The organism is Rickettsiella endosymbiont of Litargus connexus (genome assembly GCF_964277335.1).
GTDB classification, from domain to species: Bacteria; Pseudomonadota; Gammaproteobacteria; order Diplorickettsiales; family Diplorickettsiaceae; genus Aquirickettsiella; species Aquirickettsiella isopodorum.
Genome location: NZ_OZ195516.1, coordinates 1055110 through 1077770 on the forward strand (window position 1 = coordinate 1055110; position 22661 = coordinate 1077770).

Annotated in this window: 33 protein-coding genes and 1 tRNA gene; 1 reads left to right on the plus strand and 33 read right to left on the minus strand. The window is 39.4% G+C overall.

Annotation, left to right across the window (positions count from 1 at the left end; translation table 11 throughout):
* Positions 1-102: 102 nt before the first annotated feature.
* The 10 genes from truB to prmB all read right to left on the minus strand — a co-directional run bounded on the left by truB (position 103) and on the right by prmB (position 10918).
* Positions 103-1152 (minus strand): tRNA pseudouridine(55) synthase TruB, encoded by a 1050-nt coding sequence (gene truB / locus ACICP9_RS04605; protein ID WP_395497179.1) that lies wholly within the window; start codon positions 1150-1152, stop codon positions 103-105.
* A 22-nt stretch (positions 1153-1174) separates the two neighbouring features.
* A complete protein-coding gene (rbfA, locus tag ACICP9_RS04610) occupies positions 1175-1567 on the minus strand; it encodes a 30S ribosome-binding factor RbfA (protein WP_395497181.1) in 393 nt (130 codons plus the stop codon).
* A complete protein-coding gene (infB, locus tag ACICP9_RS04615) occupies positions 1567-4017 on the minus strand; it encodes a translation initiation factor IF-2 (protein ID WP_395497183.1) in 2451 nt (816 codons plus the stop codon). The genes rbfA and infB overlap by 1 nt, the downstream gene beginning before the upstream one ends.
* Before the next feature lie 195 nt (positions 4018-4212).
* On the minus strand, positions 4213-5757 hold the full coding sequence (gene nusA, locus ACICP9_RS04620; protein WP_071662548.1) for a transcription termination factor NusA: 1545 nt from the start codon (positions 5755-5757) through the stop codon (positions 4213-4215).
* A 16-nt stretch (positions 5758-5773) separates the two neighbouring features.
* A complete protein-coding gene (gene rimP, locus ACICP9_RS04625) occupies positions 5774-6232 on the minus strand; it encodes a ribosome maturation factor RimP (RefSeq protein ID WP_071662549.1) in 459 nt (152 codons plus the stop codon).
* 355 nt (positions 6233-6587) lie between these two features.
* A tRNA-Met gene (locus ACICP9_RS04630) sits at positions 6588-6664 on the minus strand.
* Between the two features lie 277 nt (positions 6665-6941).
* A complete protein-coding gene (ankH, locus tag ACICP9_RS04635) occupies positions 6942-8348 on the minus strand; it encodes a Dot/Icm T4SS effector AnkH/LegA3 (protein ID WP_395497186.1) in 1407 nt (468 codons plus the stop codon).
* 2 nt (positions 8349-8350) lie between these two features.
* Positions 8351-8857 carry a hypothetical protein gene (locus ACICP9_RS04640; protein ID WP_395497188.1) on the minus strand — a complete coding sequence of 169 codons (507 nt, stop codon included), beginning with the start codon at positions 8855-8857 and terminating at the stop codon, positions 8351-8353.
* 110 nt (positions 8858-8967) lie between these two features.
* Complete coding sequence (locus ACICP9_RS04645; RefSeq protein ID WP_395497190.1) at positions 8968-9990, minus strand: aspartate-semialdehyde dehydrogenase; 1023 nt, start codon at positions 9988-9990, stop codon at positions 8968-8970.
* Positions 9974-10918: a 50S ribosomal protein L3 N(5)-glutamine methyltransferase gene (gene prmB / locus ACICP9_RS04650; RefSeq protein ID WP_395497192.1), complete on the minus strand. Its 945-nt coding sequence runs from the start codon at positions 10916-10918 to the stop codon at positions 9974-9976. Before prmB ends, ACICP9_RS04645 begins: the two co-directional genes overlap by 17 nt.
* 165 nt (positions 10919-11083) lie before the next feature.
* Between prmB and ACICP9_RS04655 the strand changes: the two genes are divergently transcribed.
* Complete coding sequence (locus tag ACICP9_RS04655) at positions 11084-11437, plus strand: Hpt domain-containing protein (protein WP_071662553.1); 354 nt, start codon at positions 11084-11086, stop codon at positions 11435-11437.
* A gap of 74 nt (positions 11438-11511) precedes the next feature.
* On the opposite strand, the gene rplQ is transcribed toward ACICP9_RS04655, so the two are convergent.
* The 23 genes from rplQ to rpsS all read right to left on the minus strand — a co-directional run bounded on the left by rplQ (position 11512) and on the right by rpsS (position 22643).
* The gene (gene rplQ / locus ACICP9_RS04660; protein WP_071662554.1) at positions 11512-11886 is read right to left on the minus strand and encodes a 50S ribosomal protein L17; all 375 of its coding nucleotides are present in this window, start codon (positions 11884-11886) and stop codon (positions 11512-11514) included.
* A gap of 18 nt (positions 11887-11904) precedes the next feature.
* Positions 11905-12948, minus strand: coding sequence for a DNA-directed RNA polymerase subunit alpha (locus tag ACICP9_RS04665; protein ID WP_395497195.1), 1044 nt, complete (start codon positions 12946-12948; stop codon positions 11905-11907).
* Between the two features lie 11 nt (positions 12949-12959).
* Positions 12960-13580, minus strand: coding sequence for a 30S ribosomal protein S4 (gene rpsD, locus ACICP9_RS04670; protein ID WP_071662556.1), 621 nt, complete (start codon positions 13578-13580; stop codon positions 12960-12962).
* 33 nt (positions 13581-13613) lie between these two features.
* Positions 13614-14066 (minus strand): 30S ribosomal protein S11, encoded by a 453-nt coding sequence (rpsK, locus tag ACICP9_RS04675; protein ID WP_342741274.1) that lies wholly within the window; start codon positions 14064-14066, stop codon positions 13614-13616.
* A 54-nt stretch (positions 14067-14120) separates the two neighbouring features.
* Positions 14121-14480, minus strand: a complete 360-nt coding sequence (gene rpsM / locus ACICP9_RS04680; RefSeq protein WP_071662557.1) for a 30S ribosomal protein S13 — start codon at positions 14478-14480, stop codon at positions 14121-14123.
* A 121-nt stretch (positions 14481-14601) separates the two neighbouring features.
* Positions 14602-14718 carry a 50S ribosomal protein L36 gene (gene rpmJ, locus ACICP9_RS04685; protein WP_071662558.1) on the minus strand — a complete coding sequence of 39 codons (117 nt, stop codon included), beginning with the start codon at positions 14716-14718 and terminating at the stop codon, positions 14602-14604.
* Positions 14719-14826: 108 nt separating this feature from the next.
* Positions 14827-16182 (minus strand): preprotein translocase subunit SecY, encoded by a 1356-nt coding sequence (gene secY / locus ACICP9_RS04690; RefSeq protein ID WP_071662559.1) that lies wholly within the window; start codon positions 16180-16182, stop codon positions 14827-14829.
* 4 nt (positions 16183-16186) lie between these two features.
* Entirely contained in the window at positions 16187-16621 is a 435-nt protein-coding gene (gene rplO, locus ACICP9_RS04695; protein ID WP_084028732.1) for a 50S ribosomal protein L15, read from the minus strand.
* 3 nt (positions 16622-16624) lie between these two features.
* On the minus strand, positions 16625-16810 hold the full coding sequence (rpmD, locus tag ACICP9_RS04700) for a 50S ribosomal protein L30 (protein WP_084028733.1): 186 nt from the start codon (positions 16808-16810) through the stop codon (positions 16625-16627).
* A 14-nt stretch (positions 16811-16824) separates the two neighbouring features.
* Positions 16825-17328: a 30S ribosomal protein S5 gene (gene rpsE / locus ACICP9_RS04705; protein ID WP_395497200.1), complete on the minus strand. Its 504-nt coding sequence runs from the start codon at positions 17326-17328 to the stop codon at positions 16825-16827.
* Between the two features lie 18 nt (positions 17329-17346).
* Entirely contained in the window at positions 17347-17709 is a 363-nt protein-coding gene (rplR, locus tag ACICP9_RS04710; protein ID WP_084028735.1) for a 50S ribosomal protein L18, read from the minus strand.
* A gap of 15 nt (positions 17710-17724) precedes the next feature.
* Positions 17725-18255, minus strand: a complete 531-nt coding sequence (gene rplF / locus ACICP9_RS04715; RefSeq protein WP_395497203.1) for a 50S ribosomal protein L6 — start codon at positions 18253-18255, stop codon at positions 17725-17727.
* A 20-nt stretch (positions 18256-18275) separates the two neighbouring features.
* Positions 18276-18671 (minus strand): 30S ribosomal protein S8, encoded by a 396-nt coding sequence (gene rpsH / locus ACICP9_RS04720; protein ID WP_071662561.1) that lies wholly within the window; start codon positions 18669-18671, stop codon positions 18276-18278.
* Between the two features lie 10 nt (positions 18672-18681).
* Positions 18682-18987, minus strand: a complete 306-nt coding sequence (gene rpsN / locus ACICP9_RS04725) for a 30S ribosomal protein S14 (protein ID WP_071662562.1) — start codon at positions 18985-18987, stop codon at positions 18682-18684.
* Between the two features lie 5 nt (positions 18988-18992).
* Positions 18993-19535 carry a 50S ribosomal protein L5 gene (rplE, locus tag ACICP9_RS04730; RefSeq protein ID WP_071662563.1) on the minus strand — a complete coding sequence of 181 codons (543 nt, stop codon included), beginning with the start codon at positions 19533-19535 and terminating at the stop codon, positions 18993-18995.
* A 17-nt stretch (positions 19536-19552) separates the two neighbouring features.
* Positions 19553-19873 (minus strand): 50S ribosomal protein L24, encoded by a 321-nt coding sequence (gene rplX / locus ACICP9_RS04735; RefSeq protein ID WP_395497206.1) that lies wholly within the window; start codon positions 19871-19873, stop codon positions 19553-19555.
* Positions 19874-19887: 14 nt separating this feature from the next.
* On the minus strand, positions 19888-20256 hold the full coding sequence (rplN, locus tag ACICP9_RS04740; RefSeq protein WP_071662565.1) for a 50S ribosomal protein L14: 369 nt from the start codon (positions 20254-20256) through the stop codon (positions 19888-19890).
* Between the two features lie 12 nt (positions 20257-20268).
* A complete protein-coding gene (gene rpsQ / locus ACICP9_RS04745) occupies positions 20269-20559 on the minus strand; it encodes a 30S ribosomal protein S17 (protein WP_071662566.1) in 291 nt (96 codons plus the stop codon).
* On the minus strand, positions 20556-20753 hold the full coding sequence (rpmC, locus tag ACICP9_RS04750) for a 50S ribosomal protein L29 (RefSeq protein ID WP_071662567.1): 198 nt from the start codon (positions 20751-20753) through the stop codon (positions 20556-20558). The genes rpsQ and rpmC overlap by 4 nt, the downstream gene beginning before the upstream one ends.
* A complete protein-coding gene (gene rplP / locus ACICP9_RS04755; RefSeq protein WP_071662568.1) occupies positions 20753-21166 on the minus strand; it encodes a 50S ribosomal protein L16 in 414 nt (137 codons plus the stop codon). Before rplP ends, rpmC begins: the two co-directional genes overlap by 1 nt.
* A 36-nt stretch (positions 21167-21202) precedes the next feature.
* On the minus strand, positions 21203-21982 hold the full coding sequence (rpsC, locus tag ACICP9_RS04760; protein WP_071662569.1) for a 30S ribosomal protein S3: 780 nt from the start codon (positions 21980-21982) through the stop codon (positions 21203-21205).
* Between the two features lie 2 nt (positions 21983-21984).
* Positions 21985-22332 (minus strand): 50S ribosomal protein L22, encoded by a 348-nt coding sequence (rplV, locus tag ACICP9_RS04765; protein ID WP_071662570.1) that lies wholly within the window; start codon positions 22330-22332, stop codon positions 21985-21987.
* Positions 22333-22349: 17 nt separating this feature from the next.
* Positions 22350-22643 carry a 30S ribosomal protein S19 gene (gene rpsS, locus ACICP9_RS04770; protein WP_071662571.1) on the minus strand — a complete coding sequence of 98 codons (294 nt, stop codon included), beginning with the start codon at positions 22641-22643 and terminating at the stop codon, positions 22350-22352.
* Between the last annotated feature and the right edge of the window lie 18 nt (positions 22644-22661).

Below are 22661 nucleotides of genomic sequence, written 5' to 3' on the forward strand. Positions count from 1 at the left end.
GAGTAAAATCTAAAAAAGCAGCTTAATTATTTAGAATAATTATTGAATACTTCATGGAAAATAATTAGACTCGATCAGAGAAAGTTAACAGCGATTGCCCGTTTAAATAGTTAATTTATTTAAATCCACTAAACGGCGCGGAGCCAGACGACCATCTTCCAAAATTTCTCCAACACCCATAAAGCGCCCACTTTCTTGTAGTAGTAAACGCAGCAAACCTTGCTTCGGCAAATTAGGTAACAACACCGCTTGTCCACGATAAAGATAGTAAGCGGCTGCTTGAGAAACTTTCAAAACCGGCCATTCTTCTAATAAACTATCCAGACGCAATAATTTTTGATCACACTCGGCCTGGCTCGATCTTTGTAATTCTGCCAAACTCACCATTTGTTCCGCAAGATAATGAGCCACACCTAAACGACGTAAGTCCTGTACGTAAGCACCACAACCCAAGGCTTCACCGATATCTTCAATTAAGGTACGAATATAAGTCCCTTTACTGCATTTAATTTCTAAATTGAGCATAGTCTTCGCACTTTGGCTTTTATCTAGACTGTCGCTCAACTTGCAATCCTCATGTAGGTTAATACACTCCGGCTGCTTCATTTTCCCGACGCCTTGCCAAACACTCAATTGCTGTGAGTCTATACCTGCATCGTTACTATCAATCAGGCGTAAGCTATGTATGGTAACGCTTCGTGGACTACGTTCTACCACGATACCTTGCCGAGCTAATTTATATAAAGGTCGACCTTTATATTTTAATGCAGAAAACATCGGTGGAATCTGTGAAATCGATCCACGAAAAGTCGATAAGACACTTTCAAGTTGATCGAGCGAATAATTAGCGACGGGGCGTGATTCTATTACTTCTCCCTCAGCATCACCGGTATTGGTCTTAATTCCTAAGCAGGCACTGACAGAATAAATTTTATCAGCATTGAGTAAAAACTGAGAAAACTTTGTCGCTTCTCCGAAACATAATGGCAGCAAACCGGTTGCTAAAGGATCTAAGCTTCCTGTATGCCCCACTTTACTTGCCGAAAATAATTGTTTTACTGTTTGTAATGCTTGATTTGAGGTTATCCCTTTTGGTTTATCAAGCAATAAAATACCATTGATGGAACGCTTTTTGGAGGTTAAGGGGTGCATAACTTATTCTTTTTTGTGAATATTATTCAGAACGCTTGGCCTTATCTTTAGCAATAACACGATCGATTAAATTATGAATACGATCACTTTCCTCCATGAAATCATCATAAAAAAATCTCAAGCTAGGAACTTTATATAATTGTAATCGCTGTGCTAAGGCATAACGTAAACGAGGCGCTGCTTTTCTTAATAATTTAACGGCTATTTCCTTATTTTGTTGTTTATCATTTGAATTTTCCACATCTAATTGTGTAAATAATATATCGGCATAAGATAGATCACGTGAAACTTTTACTGCAGTTATTGTAATAAATTTCAAGCGGGTATCCGCTATTTCTTTATTCAAAATATGATTACTTAATTCTTTCTGGATCAGATCGGCAATGCGCGCGACACGACTAAATTCCTTTGGCATTAGATAGTTCTTGATATAGAAACACGCTCATACACTTCGATCATATCGCCAACCCGAACATCAGTAAAATTTTTAATGCCGATTCCACATTCCATACCATGACGAACCTCAGCTGCGTCATCTTTAAAACGGCGTAATGAATGTAATTCACCTTCATGAATCACCACATTATCACGCAATACTCGAATAGGCGCATTACGCCGTACTAATCCTTCTGTCACCATACAACCGGCAATAACACCGAGCTTAGCAGAACGAAACACTTCGCGAACCGCTGCTAAACCTAAAATGTTTTCTTTTATTTCTGGTGCTAACAACCCATTCATAATGTTTTTAACTTGGTCTATCAAATCATAAATAACGCTATAATAATTCATTATTAAGCCTTCTTTTTCTACCGTTCTTTTTGCAGTCACATCCGCTCTAACATTAAATCCTAAAATTAATGCCTTTGAAGCTAAAGCCAGATTAGCATCCGATTCGGTAATCGCACCTACACCCACATAGACCAGTTTTATTTTAACTTCAGAAGTAGAAAGTTTATTCAAGGCTTCCTGTAAAGCCTCAGCTGATCCTTGCATATCCGCTTTTAAAATAATATTTAAAGTCTTAATTTGGTTTTCATCCAATTGACCAAAAATATCGTCAGTCTTAATCATACGTTGTTGCGCTAATTTAGCTTCGCGTAATTTTCCTTCACGGAATAAAGCAATTTCTCGCGCCTTTCGTTCGTCAGCAACAACCACTGCTTCGTCACCCGCCACTGGAGCACTCGACAGACCTAATACTTCAACGGGCATAGAAGGTCCGGCGGCTTCGACTAATTTACCTCGCTCATCGAGCAATGCTCTGACACGACCATAAGCCGTACCTGCTAATAGCAGATCGCCTTTATGTAGTTTTCCTTGTTGCACTAATATCGTCACAACGGGCCCTTTTCCTCTATCTAAACGCGACTCTATCACTATTCCTTGTCCTGGACCTTCTTGCGGTGCTTTCAGTTCTAGCACTTCTGCTTGCACCAAAAGGGAATCTAATAAATCATCAATGCCTAGTCCTGTTTTGGCGGAAACAGGAATCAACATGGTATCACCGCCCCATTCCTCAGGATTGAGACCCTGTTTAGCTAATTCATTTTTTATTCTATCGAGATCGGCTTCAGGCTTGTCAATTTTGTTCACGGCAACCACGATGGGAACATTTGCTGCTTTAGCATGTTGAATAGCTTCTATTGTTTGCGGCATGACACCATCATCCGCCGCAACAACCAAAACAACAATATCCGTTACTCGTGTACCGCGTGCACGCATCGCGGTAAAAGCCGAATGACCGGGTGTGTCTAAAAAAGTAATCATTCCTTTGGGTATTTCTACATGATAAGCACCGATATGCTGTGTAATACCGCCCGCTTCTCCCTGTGTCACTTTAGTACGTCGAATATAATCTAAAAGAGATGTTTTTCCGTGGTCTACGTGACCCATAATAGTTACTACCGGTGGGCGAGCCAATAATTCACCCATTTGCTGTTGGGTTGTATTCACTAAACCTTCTTCTAATGCATTGGCACTAACAAGCTTAGCAATATGTCCCATCTCTTCAACCACGAGTGTCGCAGTATCTTGATCAATCGCTTGATTAATGGTTGCAATCACGCCCAGCTTCATTAATGACTTAATGACTTCCGCTGCTTTGATTGACATTTTTTGCGCTAAATCACCAACAGTAATCGTTTCAGGAATTCCAACTTCATGAACAACCGCCACAGTCGGTTTCTCAAATTGCTGTTGTAAAAATTGATCCGGTCGCTTGTGTTTACCGGTTTTCTTACGATGACGGAATTGTTCATCGGATTCATCTTCAAGTTGATAAATCGCTTTGTGTCGGTACTTCGCCATTTCTTTTTCTTTTAAATTGCGATTTTTATGTTTCTTATCGCGTTCCAATCTTTCTGTATTGGTGGGTAATGCAATAATCACTTTTTCATTAATTGGCTTAGCTTTTTTTTCTGGAATGGGTAAAGGCTCTACGGATTTTTTTTCGGGGGTAGAAATTTGTTCTTTTTCCACAATCTCATTAGCAAGCTCTTCAGCAGGTATCTTACTTTCAGAAGTTTTTTCAGCGGGAGTTTCTTCGGGTGTATTCAATTTTTCTGCAGCGGCTTTTTCTGCTTGATAGGCTAATTCTTCCGCTTCTTTTTCTTTCGCTTCGTTAGCGCGATTAGTTTCTTCATCGATTAAGCCTTCATTACTTTTCACATAAGTTCTTTTTTTGCGAACTTGGACTTTAATGGTCTTGGCTTTACCCGACGTATCTTTCACTTTAAGTAAACTCGTACTTTTACGCGTACGCGTCAAGGTAATCACTTTTTTAGGGTTATTATCCACAGAGGTTTCTTTTTCAAGTTCATTAGAAACCTTATTTGCAGTTTTATCTTTAATACTTTCTGTCATATCTATGCTTCTCCTGCCAATATCTGACAGCTTCGAAAACCGACTAAGTTTTTCTGAATGTATATACCGTTCATTTGCATCTTGAAATACAATACCTATTATTTACTGCTTATCTATCAAACTTTATAAGCTTACATTACCATTTATTTTACTCTAATTTTTCAAGTAAAAAATAATCAATCAATTTTTAGATACTTATTTTTTTTCTTCAGCAAACCAAGGAGCTCGCGCTGCCATAATCAATTTACCGGCTTTTTCGCGATCTAATTCGATAATATCTAATAAATCATCGACTGCCAACTCAGCTAATGCTTCGCGTGAGGAAACCCCTTTTTTAGCTAAAGTGGTTGCTATCTCTTCAGTAATACCTTCTAAGGAAAGTAAATCTTGATGCGGTTCTAAAAATTTTTCATGTTCAGATGTCGCCAATTTTTGCTTCTTAGTCACTGCAGATTGTGTCAATAACACTTCCTTGGCACGATTCTGCAAAGTCTCTACTAATTCCGGGTCAAATTCTTCAATATCTAGCAACTCTTGCGCTGATACATAAGCAATTTCTTCTAAACTCGTAAATCCTTCTCGGGCTAACATTTCGGCAAGCTCTTCATCAATAGCAAGCTGTTCCATGAAAAAATTTTGTAAACCTTCCGATTCTTTCACTATTTTTTTTGCCGCTTCTTCTACGGTAATAACATTAATAATCCAGCCTGTTAGTTCACTGGCTAAACGTACATTCTGACCATTTCGACCGATAGCTTGTGATAATTGTTCTTCTTGTACAGCCACATCCATCACTTTGGTATCTTCATCCACTACGATAGAAGCAACTTCAGCGGGTGCCATGGCATTGATAACTAACTGCACTGGATTATCATCCCATAACACAATATCAATTCGCTCACCCGCTAGTTCACTGGAGACCGCTTGTACTCGCGCCCCACGCATTCCAACGCAAGCACCTATCGGATCAATGCGACCATCATTCGTTTTAACCGCAATTTTTGCACGTGAACCGGGATCACGCGCTGCACTTTTAATTTCAATCAACTCTTCACCAATCTCTGGTACTTCTATCTTAAAGAGCTCGATTAACATTTCTGGGCGAGTACGGCTCATCAATAACTGGGGACCTCGCACTTGTGGATTCACTGCATATAAATAACCGCGCAAACGATCTTCGGATCGGACTTCTTCACGGGGTATCATTTCTTCGCGTGGGACAAACGCTTCTATGCTTGCACCTAAATCCACAATCAAACCTTCTCGGGTAATTCGTTTGACTATGCCTGATAACAGCTCGCCAATTCGACTGGCATAAGCCTCTGCTATCTTGGCACGTTCAGCTTCTCTGACTTTTTGGATGATGACTTGCTTAGCCGTTTGCGCTGCAATACGACCAAACTCCACAGAAGGCATATGTTCTTCTATCACATCTCCTATTTGGCTATTCGGATTACGTTTTTTAGCCTCGCTTAATAGTATTTGTTTTAACGGTTCGAAAGCGATATGAGCCTCTTCAAGATGATTAGTCTCCACTTCATCTGCAACCACTGTCCAATAGCGAAAAGTATCATAGTCACCCGTGCGGCGATCAATCGCAACACGGACATCAATATCTTCACCTGCTTTTTTCTTAGTAGCCATCGCTAAAGCGGCCTCTATCGCTTTAAAGATTAACTCTTTATCAACATCTTTTTCATTAGATACCGTCTCTGCCACTAATAAAATTTCTTTTTTCATAGCCGCCTGCCTCCGGTTATTTATTCATCTCAGGCAATACATTCGCACGCAAAATATTGTCCCATGTTAATACTAATTCTTTCCCATCTTGGTTCAACACTATCCCAGCTACTCCTGTTGATTGCAAAAGGCCTTTAAATTTGCGTTGATTCTCGATAGGTGTATGCGTAGAAATACGCACAGTGTAACCAACATAACGCTGAAAATGCTTCTCTTTAATAAGGGGTCTATCTAGCCCCGGAGAAGAAACTTCTAAGTTATAACGGCCTAGCAAAGGATCTTCTACATCCAATAATGCACTAATCTGGCGGCTTACTCGTTCACAGTCAGCCAGCGTAATACCCTTCTGACTATCAATATAGATGCGTAATATACTGTGTTGGCCTTGAGTCAGATAGATGCAAGCCCATAGCTCATAACCTAAGGCCTCAACCGTTGGTAATATTTTTGCTTCTATCGCTGAATTGTTTTTCATCGTCTATGCTCTTCGCACTTGAATTTTTGTCTGTGTTGCCGCTCAACTTTCAATCCTCATGTATCTTGAATATATTCCGGCTGCTTCGTTCTCGCGTCGCCTTGCCAAAAACCCCATTGCTGTGAGCATACAACAAAGGGCTTTGAATTATAAAATTACCCATTCTCAACTAGCTAACACTAAAAAAGATTTTGGATGCAGCGCGCGACACCGGCTTTTCAAGGAGCGGAACTTACTCAGATAAATAAGCACCGCAGACAAAGCCGGCAACAAAGCGCTGCACCAAAAGCTGACATTTAGCGCTAGTCTAGTCAAAATAAAAAGCCCCATAATGGGGCCTCTCACGCAATAAAATTGGTAGCGGGGGTAGGATTTGAACCTACGGCCTTCGGGTTATGAGCCCGACGAGCTACCAGACTGCTCCACCCCGCGATAGCGGCACAGAGTATACTCCATTCAGCACAGTAATTACAATGGGATAAAACATTCTAATTAAGTCTTTACTGCTTTAAACAATTAATCTGCTTTAGTTGAAAAATAAGCTTTTTAATCTAGGTTTATGCCTCTATTTCGATTCATCGAAAAACTATAGATGCGGCATAGTTAAAGGAAGGATTTAGGGCTTAGCTAATCCCTAAAGGACTTATAAATATCAAAGAATAACTGTATGAATTGGAAAATTCCGCCTCTTCCTGTACGAAGCAGTATATTATAAAAATTCGCGACTTGCGCCACAAGCGTCCAACAAGCCTATTAAGTTTTTCCCTTGGGCTGTTTTATTTAATTGCCAATATACTTTCAAGTAACTTTTTAGCAAATAATTATACTCTGCTAACGTTAAAATTTTTAACATGGCTTCCGCTTGCTTTAGATCATGAAGATCCTGCGTCGACTGTTGGAATAAAATGGCGGCTAGAATTGTCGCTTTAGTGGCCCCTCGCGCTTTATTACAATAATAAAATCCTTGGATACATTCTTCTAGAGCACGATCTTTATCCCAGGTTTGCCAATTCTGAAAAAAACGTAATGCTTGCTGTTGGTTTTTTTCAAAACAAGAAACTAATTGACCTTCAGCAGTCACCGCAGATAACAAAAACAATATCGCCGGAATACTCGCTTCTATATTCGCCCAGGAGCAATTACCGATAATTTGTCCCTGTATGGGTAAGTTCACGATGGGAACTAAACCTAAATGGCGGTGTATTCCTCGTGTCAGAAACTCACGAGATTGACGCATGTAGATTAATTGTTTACAAAACTCATTATCCCAAGCATAAGGATGTTGACATTCATAGATAACAATGCTGCCTTCACGATGACTGTTTTCACCTCGATCACAGCGAACCAGCCAATTTTTATATTTAATCAATGCAATGACATGGCCCTCATAAGCAACGGGTAATAATAGTAACTCTTGATCTAATAAGGCATCGATACTATGCGTATAATCTCTAATATTAATTGTATAACGTTGATATTTGAGTAATGCCTGCGCGTTAGAAAATGCGGCAATCAATTTTTCTAAATTGTCAAAATAAGACCGCAAATGACGCGAAGAAAAATTATTCTGATAGCGGCGTAAAGAATTGAGCATGACATCCAATGTAAACTCTAAAAAAAATCCTTCATAGTTTATTTCTATAAACTTCCCTGTGCCATTAATAATATCTAGTTGACCTATCAATTCGTAACGATGGCCGAGTAACTTAGCTTGAATAAAGTCTTGAGCGAAACCTAGTTTAGCGCCATATCGATAGAGTAATTTTTTTAATTCAACTTGCTGTCTCAATAAGGGATAAACTAAAACAGGTTGTCCCGAGGTAGTATAAGCATTCGCATCCGCTTTATTTGCAAGTAATAACTCACATAAAGCTAAATTATGATTATCAACTGCCCAATGTAATGCCGTACGACCCGTGGTATCGGCATTATTGATATCCGTTCCATATTCTAGTAACAGAGCAACAATCTCTAGCTTATTAGCAATCGTCGCTTCGATTAACGGTGAAAAACCATATTCATCGGTTTCTTCTATATCCGCACCTGCTCGTATAAACTGCTCTACGCCACTGAGTGTACCAAACAAAATTTCATGAGCAAAAGTATGTTTTACCATGATTATCTAACAAGCGTTACACTTTTGCTTGCACCTAAACCAAGATTTTTTTGTAAACGCAATTGATTTTCTAGCCGTTTTTCAGGAAACCGTTCTTTAGCCTCAGAGTTTTCTACAGGGTTTGCGCTTATTGAAGGATCATCACCACTAAACTGCTGACTATGCGCTAATAAAGGATGTATTTGCGGTGATTCACCAAAACCGCCTGATTGCGATTTTCTCTTACCTAGTAAATTATTAGGATCTTCTGATAGAGGACAGACTGCAAATTTTCTCTGTCCGTCTATACGCTGCCGACGCTCCTTATTAAATAGGGCTTGCAGATAAGCCGATAGTTGTTCAACACTCAGCGTAACAGTACCAGTACCCGCGCCGCTGCCACTCTCTTCATCGTCTTCACCATCCACTACTGAATCACTATTTAAATAAAAGGAAGCTGACATTTCAGGGGAAAAGCACAGTTCGTCATGTTCTAAAAGAAGATTTTTTTTACTTGGATTATCAGTCATATTACGACACCTGGTCAAAAACTCCTCAATGCAACTATTTTAACCCACCTTACTCTAAAGGGATATACTGAAGGAATTTGAAGCAGCGAATTCTTACTCTTAATAGTATGCTAGATAATGTGCTTAATCATCAGTTCAGCAATTTGTACGGCATTTAAAGCGGCACCCTTACGAATATTATCTGCTACTATCCACAGGTCCAAGCCTAGAGGATGAGATATATCTTCTCGAAGTCGGCCTACCAATACTTTATCACTACCAGGATGAGAAATAGGTGTCGGATAGCCATTATTGGCAAGTTTATCGATAACTAATACGCCAGGCGCTTTTTTTAATAACTGCTTGACCTGGTCAACACTGATTTTTTTCTTAGTTTCTATATGTACCGCTTCAGAGTGTCCATGAAACACAGGTACTCGTACCGCAGTAGGATTCACTTGAATTTCCGGATCGGCAAAAATCTTTTTTGTTTCCCAGACCATTTTCATTTCTTCACGGGTATACCCATTTTCTACAAACTCATCAATGTGCGGAATGACATTAAAGGCAATTTGCTGAGTAAAAGCTTTCGGCTGCTTAATAGGTAACCCATTTAATAATTGGCCTGCTTGCTGAATCAGTTCATAAAAAGCGGCTTTCCCTGCGCCAGAAACAGATTGAAAAGTAACCACATTAATACGCATTATGCCAACAGCGTCATAGATCGGCTTCAAAGCAACTAGCATTTGTATTGTAGAGCAATTTGGATTAGCAATAATACGACGCTTTTTATAGCCGGCTAATGCTTCGGGATTCACTTCCGGAATTATTAAAGGCACATCGTCGTCGTAACGAAACTGAGGTGTATTATCAATAACTAAACAAGCATTTTGCGTAGCCTTAGGAACATACTGAGCAGAAACGTCCGAACCCGCTGTAAATATCGCGATGTCAGCTTGCTTAAAATCAAATTCAACTAAATCAGATACGATCAGTTGCTGTTTATTAAATTCCATAATCTCGCCAGAAGAACGTTCACTAGCCAGTAGATAAAGATGGTTAATCGGAAATTTTCGTTGCTGTAAAATAGTTAATACCGCTTGACCAACAAAACCTGTTGCGCCAATGATAGCTAAATTAAATTTCTTGCTCATAACGAGTTAACTGCTCTTGAGTTAATAAAAATATTTCCGCCTCACCCTGTTCAAATTCTAACCATAAAAAAGGAATTTGTGGATAACGTTTGACCAAAGCACTTTTACTATTACCCACTTCTACGATCAAAATACCTTTCTTTTTTAAATATTTGTTGGCGTGTCTAAGAATTTGAATAACAAAATCTAAACCCTCCTTCCCTGCTGCCAGAGCCATAGCCGGTTCATGTTGATATTCTATTGGCAAACTCGCAAAGTCTTCAGCATCAACATACGGAGGATTACTAATAATAATATCGTAAAGTCGACTGTCTAGGTTTTCGAAAAGATCAGAGTGGATTAAATTGATTTGACCTTGCAATTTATGAGCCGCTACGTTAACAGCTGCCACTGTGAGTGCATCCTTAGAATTATCGATGGCATCAACACGTGCTTCAGGGAAAGCATAAGCACAAGCAATAGCAATACAACCACTGCCTGTTCCAATATCAAGTAGGGTATTGATTCTTTTAGTATCTTCAACCCAAGGAGTAAATGCACGTTGAATAAGTTCTGCTATGGGTGAACGCGGTATCAATACGCGCGCATCGACATAAAAAGTTAAACCGGCAAAGCGTGCTTCATTCACCAAATAAGCAGTAGGAATACGTTCTTCAACGCGCTGGCGAATATTTTCTATAAGCAAACGACGCTCAGCTAAGCTTAAACTTGCCCCTAAAAAACAAGGATTTAAATGTGGCCCTAATTTTAATGTAGATAACACTAAATAAACTATTTCATCCCATACATTATCAGTACCATGACCATAATAGAGATTCGCTTTATTAAATTGAGTGTAACCCCAGCGTAATATATCTTGTAAATGTCTAAATTCTAATAATGCTGCCTTAAGCTCTTCATCAGATATACAATAAGATAATTTAGCCACAGAGTTTTTAAAAATTGATTAAAATATTCCACATTTAAACATAGCCCTACTTGAGAAACAATCAACAGATTACACTCATAGGTAGATACAATGAATACCTCTCGCCTAGACTAAGCCAATTGATTAAACTACTTAAAGGCATGTGGCAACTAGAGGATAATGAATATGGAAAAAAAACCATCTGATCTGCCGATCATTGATAAAAATATAGATAAAATATTCACTAAAGATTCGAACAAAGTATTAAAAGAATTACTTGGTCTATTTATACAAGAAACCCCTAAACTACAAACCGAAATCAATCTAGCCTTTCGAGAAAAACAACAGCAAAAACTAGAAGAGCTTTTACACAAATTACAAGGTTCTTGTTCTTATTGCGGCTGGCTACGGCTTAAAGCCAGCATTGTTGCGCTGGAAAATACCACGGCAAAACATAACTATTCTAAAAAATTATTAGCGCAATTTAATCTAGAATTAGATATGGCCTTGGATAAGGCTAAAGAAATAACTCGAATGTAAATAAATTACACTCTGCGTTCCGTAGTTGAATTTTTAACAGTCTCGTTGCTGGTTTTTACCGATTATATACTAAATCAGTTAGTGTCATTCTCAGTACGTTCGACAAGTTCCACCATAGCCATAGGCGCACAATCACCCGCACGATATCCACATTTCAAAATTCGTAAGTAGCCACCGGGTCTTTTTTTAAAACGAGGAGCAACGGTATTAAATAGCGTAGCAACGGCTTCTTTGTTTCGTAAACGGTCAAACGCCAAACGTCGCTGAGCGACACTATCTACCTTTGCTAAAGTAATGAGTGGTTCAGCAACTCGACGAAGTTCTTTAGCTTTAGCTAAGGTGGTACAAATGATTTCTTTGGTTAACAAAGAACTCACCATATTTCGAAACATCGCGATCCGATGACTGGAGGTTCGGCCTAATCGACGACCGGAATTAAGATGACGCATAACACTTAGCCTTTTAAATTAATCTTTATTAATATCTTCAGTTTTTTCTAATTTTTCCGCTTCTTCTGCACCTTCTAATGATTTTTTTAGAGAGGTCAATTGCTGAATAGGGACATCCATTCCTAAGGACAATCCTCGTTTTTGTAGAGCGGTTTTAATTTCCCATAAAGACACTTTACCTAAATTCGGGGTTGATAAAAGTTCCGATTCTGTTTTAGTGACTAAGTCGGCAATCCGATAAATATGTTCGGCTTTTAAACAATTAGCCGCACGTACCGTTAATTCTAACTCATCCACAGGAAGTAATAGCATCGGGTTAATATCAATCAAGTCTTCAACCACTTCATCTTCCGTTTCATGTTGTAACTCAACAAAAGTATGTAATTGCTCTTGTATGATCGTAGCTGCACGACGTATTGCTTCTTCTGGTTCAATCGTACCGTTAGTTTCTAAATCAATCACTAATTTATCTAGGTCTGTACGTTGCTCGACACGTGCATTTTCAACTGAATAGGTTGCACGTAAAATAGGATTAAAACGTGCATCTAATTGTAATGAGCCAACTTCACTCACGAATTGCTCATCTGCTTTACGTAGAGACGCAGGCTCGTATCCTCGGCCTCTGACTATTTTAAGTGTCATTTTAAATTCTTTCGGCTTAGTTAAATGCGCAATAACAAAATCAGGATTTTTAACTTCAACATCATGTGGTAAAGTGATGTCACCCGCGCGTACGGGTCCTACCGTATTCTTTGTTAATTCCAGCATAGCTTCTTCTTTGCCATGCATCTGAAAAGCAACGCCTTTTAAGTTAAGCAAAATATCAATAATATCCTCTTGAACACCGTCTAAACTACTATACTCATGTAGTACACCTTCAATTTTTGCTTCTACAACGGCGCAACCTGGCATAGACGATAACAAAATACGACGCAGGGCATTTCCTAAGGTATGGCCGAAACCAGCTTCAAAAGGTTGCAAAGTAATTAGCGCTCTATTAGGCGCAATATTTTGCACTTCGATGGTCTGTGGGGTTAAAAACTTCTTAACATTCGTCGACATGGGCTACCTTCTTACTTAGAGTAATACTCAACGACTAGATTCTCATTAAATTCTAAGGGCAATTCGCTACGCTCAGGAATTAACTTAACGATTCCTTGTAATTTAGTGGAATCCACATCTATCCAAGCAGGCTGAGGTTTTTGCTTCGCGAGTTCTAGTGCGGCTTGAATACGAGTTTGGGCCTTACTTTTTTCCTTTAATTCAATAACATCACCCGCTTCAACTTGGTATGAAGGGATATTAACAATATTTCCATTCACTTTTACAGAGCGATGTGAGACTAACTGTCTTGCTTCGGCACGTGTCGAAGCAAATCCCATACGATAGACAACATTGTCTAAGCGACATTCTAGCAATTTAAGGAGATTTTCGCCGGTAATACCTTTTCGCTTAGAAGCCTTAGCATAATAAAGCCGAAATTGTTTTTCTAATATACCATAAGTACGACGAATTAATTGTTTTTGACGAAACAATACGCCAAATTCAGATAATCTTCCGCGTTTAGCGCCATGCATACCTGGAGGCGTAGCTAATTTACATTTGCTATCAAGCGCACGTATACCACTTTTTAACTGTAAATCAGTCCCCAGTCTGCGTGCTAATTTACAAGTAGGACCTCGGTATCTAGCCATTAAATTATTTACTCCAAAAATTATTAATATATTCTAAACTCGACGCCGCTTCGGAGGTCGACAACCATTATGCGGCACACCCGTAATATTCAAAATTTGTGTCACCTCAATATCTTTGTTCTTCAGTGCCATAATTGCTTGCTCGGATCCTTGTCCAGGTCCTTTAATTCTCACTTCAACACGTCCTAAATTATGTTTATATTTAGTTCTGTATTTATCATAAGCTTTTTCTATGGCCTTTTCGAATGCAACCCGGGCAGCAAAAGCTGTCCCCTTTTTTGTCCCTTTAAAGTCACAAGCTCCAGCAGAAGAGATGCCTAAGGTATCTCCACCCTTGCGTATACAAATAATCGTATTATTAAACGAGGTGCTCAAATGAACGATGGCATCCGGAACAACCTCTTTACGCTTACGGTGCGCTCCTGCTAAAGCCTTATCGGCCATAGTCAAAGGCGGCTGAGAAGCATGTGAATTGTAATCTGTCATATTAGTAAATACCTAAGCTTATATATTACATTTTATTGATTAATGACACGGTCATTAATCTTTACGGATCATTTTACGAGGACCCTTACGCGTGCGTGCATTAGTACGAGTGCGTTGACCACGGACTGGTAAGCCTCGACGATGCCGAATGCCTCTATAACAGCCTAGATCCATCAAACGCTTGATACTAATAGAAACTTCTCGCCGTAAATCACCTTCTACTTTATAAGTAAGAATCTTCTGTCGTATCGCATCTAACTGTGCATCTAAAAGTTCCTTAATTTTGGTTTCAGGCGAAATATTCAGATCTTTGCATATTTCCCTAGCACGCGATCGCCCCACCCCATAAATGGCAGTTAAGCCTATAACGACATGTTTATTTATTGGTATATTGACACCGGCTATTCTAGCCATTTTTTCACTCCAAACCTTTAAATTTAAGATATTTCAGAAGGCGCAGTAGGGTATCTCACTCCTGACAAAAAATCAATAACACTCGCAGAAAATACAGCCTCTCCCTATTCAAGCAGAGCAGCTAACCTTGGCGTTGTTTATGACGAGCTTCAGCAGAGCAAATAACTATTAATTTTCCCTTACGCTTAATAACCTTACAATTTCGGCAAATTTTTTTAATCGATGCTCTAACTTTCATAATAACCTCTAAATTTTAATCCTTACGCACGAATAGCTAGCCTTAGCTACGTTCTACTTTATATAAAAGGAGGATGAAGAAAAGCTTATTAGCAGCGCTCTAAACCAACTAATAGGCATTACCCTGCCCACCTAAACCCTTCAAATTAGCTTTTTTAAGTAGTGATTCATATTGATGGGACATCAATAAAGATTGAACCTGGACCATAAAGTCCATGATGACCACTACAATAATTAATAGGGATGTGCCCCCAAAATAAAAAGGGACATGCCAAGTAAATATCATAAACTCCGGTAATAAAGCAACCAAAACCAGATAAATACAACCTATTAAGGTCAATCTGGTCATCGTCGTATCAATGTATCGCGCACTTTGTTCACCAGGTCTTATGCCGGGAATAAATGCACCTGATTTTTTCAAATTGTCCGCTGTTTCTTTAGGATTAAAAACTAGCGCCGTATAAAAAAAAGAAAAGAATATGATTGCCGCAGCAAATAACAAGATATAAAGAGGTTGCCCCGGCGCTAACCAAAAACTAAGTTTTCCCAGCCATCCCAAGCCTTTCACATTGGAAAACCAGTTCGCAAAGGTGCCAGGCAACAACATAATACTTGAAGCAAATATGGGTGGAATAACACCGGCCATGTTGATTTTTAAAGGCAAATGACTCGTTTGCGCACTATAAATTTTTCGACCTTGTTGACGCTGCGGGTAATTAACGGTAATACGACGCTGTCCTCGCTCCATAAATACGACAAAAGCGGTTACCAACACAATAACGGTCAAAATAGAAAGTAGTGTTAAAAACTGCACTTGTCCCTGTCTAAATTGCTCTAAGGACTTAGCCACAGCGACTGGTAGCCCTGATACAATTCCTGAAAAAATTATCAGGGAAATACCGTTACCGATACCGTGCTCGGTGATTTGCTCACCTAGCCACATCAAAAACATCGTACCGGTAACCAGCGTGATTGTAGCAACAAAATAAAAGAAAAAACCTGGATTTAAAACAACGTGATTACCCACTAACCACTTTGCCATACCTACTGCTTGAACTAACGCCAGGAGTGCTGTTCCATAACGTGTGTACTGATTAAGTTTACGACGCCCTGCTTCTCCTTCTTTCTTAAGCTCTTCTAATGCAGGCGTTACCGCTGTTAAAAGCTGAACAATAATAGAAACTGAAATATAAGGTAAAAGACCTAAAGCAAAGACAGTGAACCGGGACAGAGCACCTCCGGAAAACATGTTAAAAAGCCCTAAGATACTATTACTCTGATGACTAAATAAATCAGCTAAACGATGCGGGTCTAAACCCGGAACAGGAATATGCGCACCGATACGATAAATAACCAACGCCAGTAAAACAAAGAGTAAACGTCTTTTAAGCTCGCTAAATCCGCTGTTGGGTGTACGTCCCTTTGGCGAAGCTGAAGATGCCGTTAGATGGCTAATTTTATCCATCTATTTAAACCTCAACACTGCCACCAGCTGCTTTAATTAATGCCTCTGCTCCTTTAGTTAACTTTAAACCTTTTATAGTCACCGACTTTCCAAGTTTACCTGTTGCTATCAATTTAACCTCTTTTGTGCATGCAGGAACTAATCGACATTCTTTCAACACTTGGATATCAACAACATCTACTTTAATTTTATTTAAAACGTCAATTCGTAACACTTGTAATGGCAATGATTTCAGTGCGGTAAAGCCAAATTTAGGTAAACGACGCTGTAAAGGTGTCTGTCCACCTTCAAAACCTAGTTTATGAAAGCCGCCGGCTCGTGCGCGCTGCCCTTTATGACCTCGTCCACAAGTTTTCCCTAAGCCGGAACCTATTCCTCTCCCTACACGCTTTCCAACAGGTTTTGAGCCAGGAGCAGGCTTCAATGTATTAAGATACATAGGTTAAATTTCCTCAACTTTTATTAAGTAAGATACTTGATCGATCATCCCACGCATAGGTAAATTATCTTTCACTTCAACGACCTGATTTAATCGCTTTAAGCCCAATGACAGGACCGTCGCGGTATGATGAGGTAAACGCCCTGAGATACTACGTATGAGAGTCAAGCGCAATTTTTTTTCTGACATATCTACTTACCTAATTATTCGTAAATTTCTTTAATCGATTTTCCACGTTTATCCGCAATCATTTCAGGTGTAGACATGCTCGACAACGCTTTTAAAGTGGCGCGCACGACATTGATTCGATTTGAGGATCCAATAATCTTTGCAATGACATTTTTAATACCCAGCACTTCAAAAATGGCACGCATAGGACCACCGGCAATAATCCCTGTTCCTTCAACAGCTGGAAGTATAATTACTTTAGTCGCCCCATGCCGCCCTATCAATGGGTGGTATATCGTATGATTGTTCAGTTCTACATAAAGCATGTTACGTCGTGCCTTTTCCAGTGCTTTTTGCATAGCAACAGACACTTCTCTTGCTGGACGTTTGCTAAATCCAATACGGCCTTTGCCATCGCCCACGACAACTCCCGCTGCAAAGCTAAAAATTCGCCCGCCTTTGACAACTTTAGCATGACGATTGACTGCAATTAACTTTTCTTGCAAGCCATCACTTTTCGTTGATTGATCAAAACTCATCGATGAATAACCTTTTAATTAAAAGGGCAAGCCGGCTTCCCGGGCTGCCTCTGCCAATGCCTTAATACAACCATGATACTTAAAGCCTGAACGATCAAAAGCCACTTGATTAATTCCAGCCGCTAATGCTCGCTTTGCAATAAAGTCACCAACCATTGTCGCTGACTTAATACTATTTCCTGTAGTACCTAAGGTTTTGATTTCTTTATCTAGTGTAGACGCACTTGCTAATACTTTATCACCGCGATCGGCAGATATAATAATTTGCGCATAAATATGTTTAGAAGTACGTGCAACACATAAACGTGGTACACCTAACTGACGTATTTTAGCACGTGTCTTAGTTGCCCTGCGTTTTCGTTTTAACTTCTTGTCTAACATGCCTACCTCGAGTGACTATTTTTTCTTAGTTTCTTTCAATTTAATGCGTTCATTCGCATAACGCACACCTTTACCTTTATAAGATTCAGGCGGACGATACTGGCGTATTTCCGCCGCAACTTGTCCAACTAATTGCTTGTTAAACCCTTGTATCACAATTTCGGTCGGCGTCGGTGTTGTTATAATAATTCCCTCTGGAATTTCATAATCTCTAGGGTGTGAAAAGCCTAATGTTAAGTTAATTTTTTTTCCTTGTACATTAGCACGATAACCAACGCCTACCAATTGCAGCACTTTCTTAAATCCATCAACTACCCCTACAATCGCATTAGCAATATTAGCACGGGTTGTTCCTGCTAAAGCATCCGCCGCTGTACTATTGTCTCTAGGAGTAACTTGTAAAGATTTATCTTTAATTTCAATACTCACTTGTTTAGTCAGTTTTAAATTTAATACTCCTTTACTGCCTTTAACAACTAATATTTCGCCATCCAGCGTGACTTGCGCATCGCCGAAATTTATTGGATTTTTTGCAACTCTTGACATACCAACCTTTATCTTAACGTTTATTCAACGATAGCAATAACTTCGCCGCCTTGACCTAAAGCTCTAGCCGCTCTATCTGTCATTAACCCTTTCGGAGTAGAAATAATAGCGACTCCTAACCCTGCTACCACTTTAGGGAGCTCAGTTGCCGAACGGTAAATTCGCAACCCGGGACGACTTACCCGTTTTAATGACGCGATAACAGGCTTGTCTAAGTAATATTTTAAAAAAATTGTCAGTGAGGATCTAAACTCTTTTTCCTCGCATTGAAAATCAGTGATATAACCTTCTTCTTTTAATAATTTAGCAATAGCTAGCTTTATTTTTGATGAAGGCATTGATACCGTTGGCTTATCAATAGCTTGGGCATTTTTCATTCGGCAGAGCATATCTGCGATAGGATCTTGCATACTCATATTTTTTACCTTACCAACTTGATTTAACTAATCCTGGGAGCTCACCTTTCATAGCATAAATCCGCAGCATATTTCGAGACAATCCAAAGTGCCGATAGACCCCACGAGGTCGCCCAGTTAAACGGCAACGATTACGTAATCGCACTGAAGAAGAATCACGTGGTAATAGTTGAATCTTCTGTTGCGCCAACCATTTATCTTCATCTGATGCGTTCGTACTGTAAATAATTTCTTTTAACTCAGCACGCTTTACCGCATATTTTTTTACGATGAGTTCGCGCTTTTTTTGACGCATAATTACACTTTTTTTTGCCATAAATATTAATTCTCTTTAAACGGAAACTCAAATGCTGCTAATAAAGCCCGGCCTTCCCGATCAGTTTTTGCCGTAGTTGTAATCGTAATATCCAACCCTCGTAACGCATCAATCGTATCGTATTTAATTTCAGGAAAAACGATTTGCTCACGAATTCCTAAACTATAATTTCCACGACCATCAAATGATCGAGGACTAAATCCACGAAAATCTCGAATTCGCGGAATTGCGACACTGATTAAACGATCCAAAAACTCGTACATGCGGTTTTTTCGCAGTGTTACTTTACAACCAATAGGCCACTCTTCACGAATTTTAAAACCTGCGTTAGATTTTTTCGCCTTGGTAATAATCGGTTTTTGCGCAGCAATTAACGTCATATCCGACGCAGCTGCATCAATAATTTTCTTATTTGCTGCGGCTTCTCCTACACCCATATTAAGTGTAATTTTAGTAATACGGGGAACTTCCATAACGCTTTCATAAGCAAATTCTTGCTTAAGCCGTTTCGTAACCGTATTTAAATAATGCTCTTTTAACCTTGCCATCAAATCTCACCTAATTATTAGATATCAACCAGTTCGCCGTTGGATTTAAAAATACGCACCCTCTTTCCATCCTCTAGCTTTTTGATCCCCACTTTATCGCCTTTTTTGCTTACTGGATTATACAAAGCCAAATTCGTTAAATTGATAGGCGATTCTTGCGTGACGATCCCCCCTGCAATATTTTTTTGTGGGTTGGGTTTCACATGTTTTTTTACTAAGTTAATCCCTTCTACACGGGCACGGTTCTTAGCAACGCTAACATTCAATATTTTACCCTGCTTACCTTTGTCTTTACCGGTTAAGGCAATGACGGTATCACCCTTTCTAATTTTACGCATGGTGTACTCTACCCTTATAATACTTCAGATGCTAATGAGATAATTTTCATAAAGCGTTCGGTACGTAATTCTCTCGGAACAGGACCAAATACCCGTGTACCTAGTGGTTGTAATTGTGCAGTCAACAAAATAACCGCATTGCTATCAAAACGTATCACGCTACCATCACTTCGACGTACTCTTTTTTTAGTACGCACAACGACAGCATGCCAAACCTCTCCTTTTTTCACTTTACCGCGCGGAACAGCTTCTTTAACGCTAACTCTAATGACATCTCCCACTCCGGCATAGCGTCGCTTTGATCCGCCTAATACTTTAATACACATCACGCTACGTGCACCGCTATTATCTGCTACAGCTAATTCTGTTTGCATTTGTATCATAAAAAACTTCCCCTATTCCACCGTTTCTTCAGGAACGGGTTGCTGATTTATTGACTTTACTACCACTTGCACGAGCGACCAGGCTTTGTGTTTTGAAATAGGACGTCCTTCTTGAATAATAACCGTATCACCTTCCTGACACTGATTTTCAGGATCATGCGCAAGAATTTTACTACTTCGCTTTAAATATTTTCCGTACTTAGGGTGCTTTACCTTACGCTCTATAGAAACATTGATGGTTTTATCCATCTTATTGCTGATAACTCGTCCCATTAAGGTTCGGTTGACTTTAGTTTGGCTCATATTTTTTGGCCCATATTTTCATGTAAAATAGTTAATGATCTCGCTAACAGCCGTCTCACTGCTCTCAATCGATGTGTCGCAGTCAATTGATGCGTTGCATGCTGTGCTTCTAATTTAAATTTTTCCTGTCCTAACTTAAAGGTTTCTTCTTTAAGTAACTCAACAGATAAATTTCGTAATTCTTTTTTATTCATTAAAGCACCGTCCGCGTAACAAAGTTAGTGGTCATAGGTAATTTTGCAGCTGCCAATTTTAAAGCAACTCTAGCGGTATCAGCAGAGATACCTTCCATTTCAAATAAAACACGACCCGGTTGAATGACCGCCACCCAATATTCAACACTCCCCTTACCTTTACCCTGACGTACTTCTAAAGGTTTTTTGGTGATCGGCTTGTCAGGAAATATCCTAATCCAAACTTTTCCACCTCGTTTTATGTGTCGCGTTAAAGCACGACGCGCCGCTTCAATTTGTCTTGAAGTAATAAAGCCGGCAGCGGTTGCTTTCAAGCCATATTGTCCAAAACTAATTTCTGTACCTCGTGTAGCAATACCGCGGTTACGCCCTTTAAATTGCTTACGATATTTTGTCCGCTTGGGTTGCAACATAATCTTTTCCCAAATTATCTATTCTTCAATATTATTTTAACGCGTAGCTTCATCTACAATTTCTTTATTCACAGGATGATGCTTAGCCGTAGCGGGTTGACGTCTGCGACTATAATGCTTTTGATTTCGATCATCAAGAAATTGTGTCTTGGCCTCTGTAGTTTCTAAATTCGAAATTTTTGAACGATCAAAAATTTCACCTTTATAAATCCAAACCTTTACACCTAATTTTCCATAGGTTGTTTGCGCTTCCGCTAAACTATAATCAATATCTGCACGGAAAGTATGTAATGGAACGCTTCCTTCTTGATAACGTTCACTACGTGCTATTTCTGCACCACCTAAACGTCCCGCCACATTAATTTTAATTCCGAGCGCACCTAATCGTAAGGCTGTTTGTACAGCACGCTTCATCGCTCGACGGAACATAACACGACGTTCTAATTGTTGCGCAATATTTTCGGCAACTAATTTAGCGTCTAATTCCGGTTTTTTTACTTCCACTACGGAAAGCCGTACGGGTACCAGCATAATTTTTTCTAACTTTTCTCTTAGTCGATCGATATATTCACCCTTCTTACCTATCACTACGCCTGGTTTTGCAACAGAGATAGTTATTTTCGATTTTCTAGCGGCGCGTTCTATTTGTATGGAAGATACTCCCGCTTGATATAATGCTTTTTCTATCAGTTTGCGAGCACATAAGTCTTTGTAAAGATTATCCGCATACTCACGGGATTTTTTTGCATACCATCTTGCTGTCGATGTTCGGGTAATACCTAAACGAATTCCAACAGGATTTACCTTATGGCCCATAATTAGTTTTTCTCCCCATTATCATCTGACACTTTTACTGTTATGTGACAAGTTGGTTTTAGTATGCGATTACTCCGACCTTTAGCTCTGGCATGCATACGCTTTAAAGTAGAGCCTTCATCAACAAAAATAGTTGATACCTTCAGTGTGTCGATATCAGCGCCCGCATTATGTTCTGCATTCGCTACGGCTGATTCTAAAACTTTTCTTATCGCCTTAGCATTTTTCTTGACACTATTGTCCAATATTTGCAGTGCTTTTTCCACGGTCAATCCGCGTACTTGATCCGCTACTAATCGACACTTTTGCGGTGATAATCGTGCGTATTTTAAATGTGCTGCAACTTCCACTTTCTATACCTCTTTAACTACTTTTTTTCATCTGTGCCTTTGGCTTTCTTATCGGCTGCTCTATGGCTACGGAAAGTACGTGTAATTGAAAACTCTCCCAATTTATGACCTATCATATTTTCTGTAATGTAGATAGGAACAAAATCCCGACCATTATGAACGGCTATCGTCAAACCTATCATTTCAGGCAAAATCATAGAGCTACGCGACCAAGTTTTAATAGGTCGTTTAACACTAGCCACTTGGGCTGCTTGTACCTTTTTCGTTAAATGTCCCTGTATATAGGGACCTTTTTTTACTGAGCGTGGCACTCGTATCACCTCATTAAA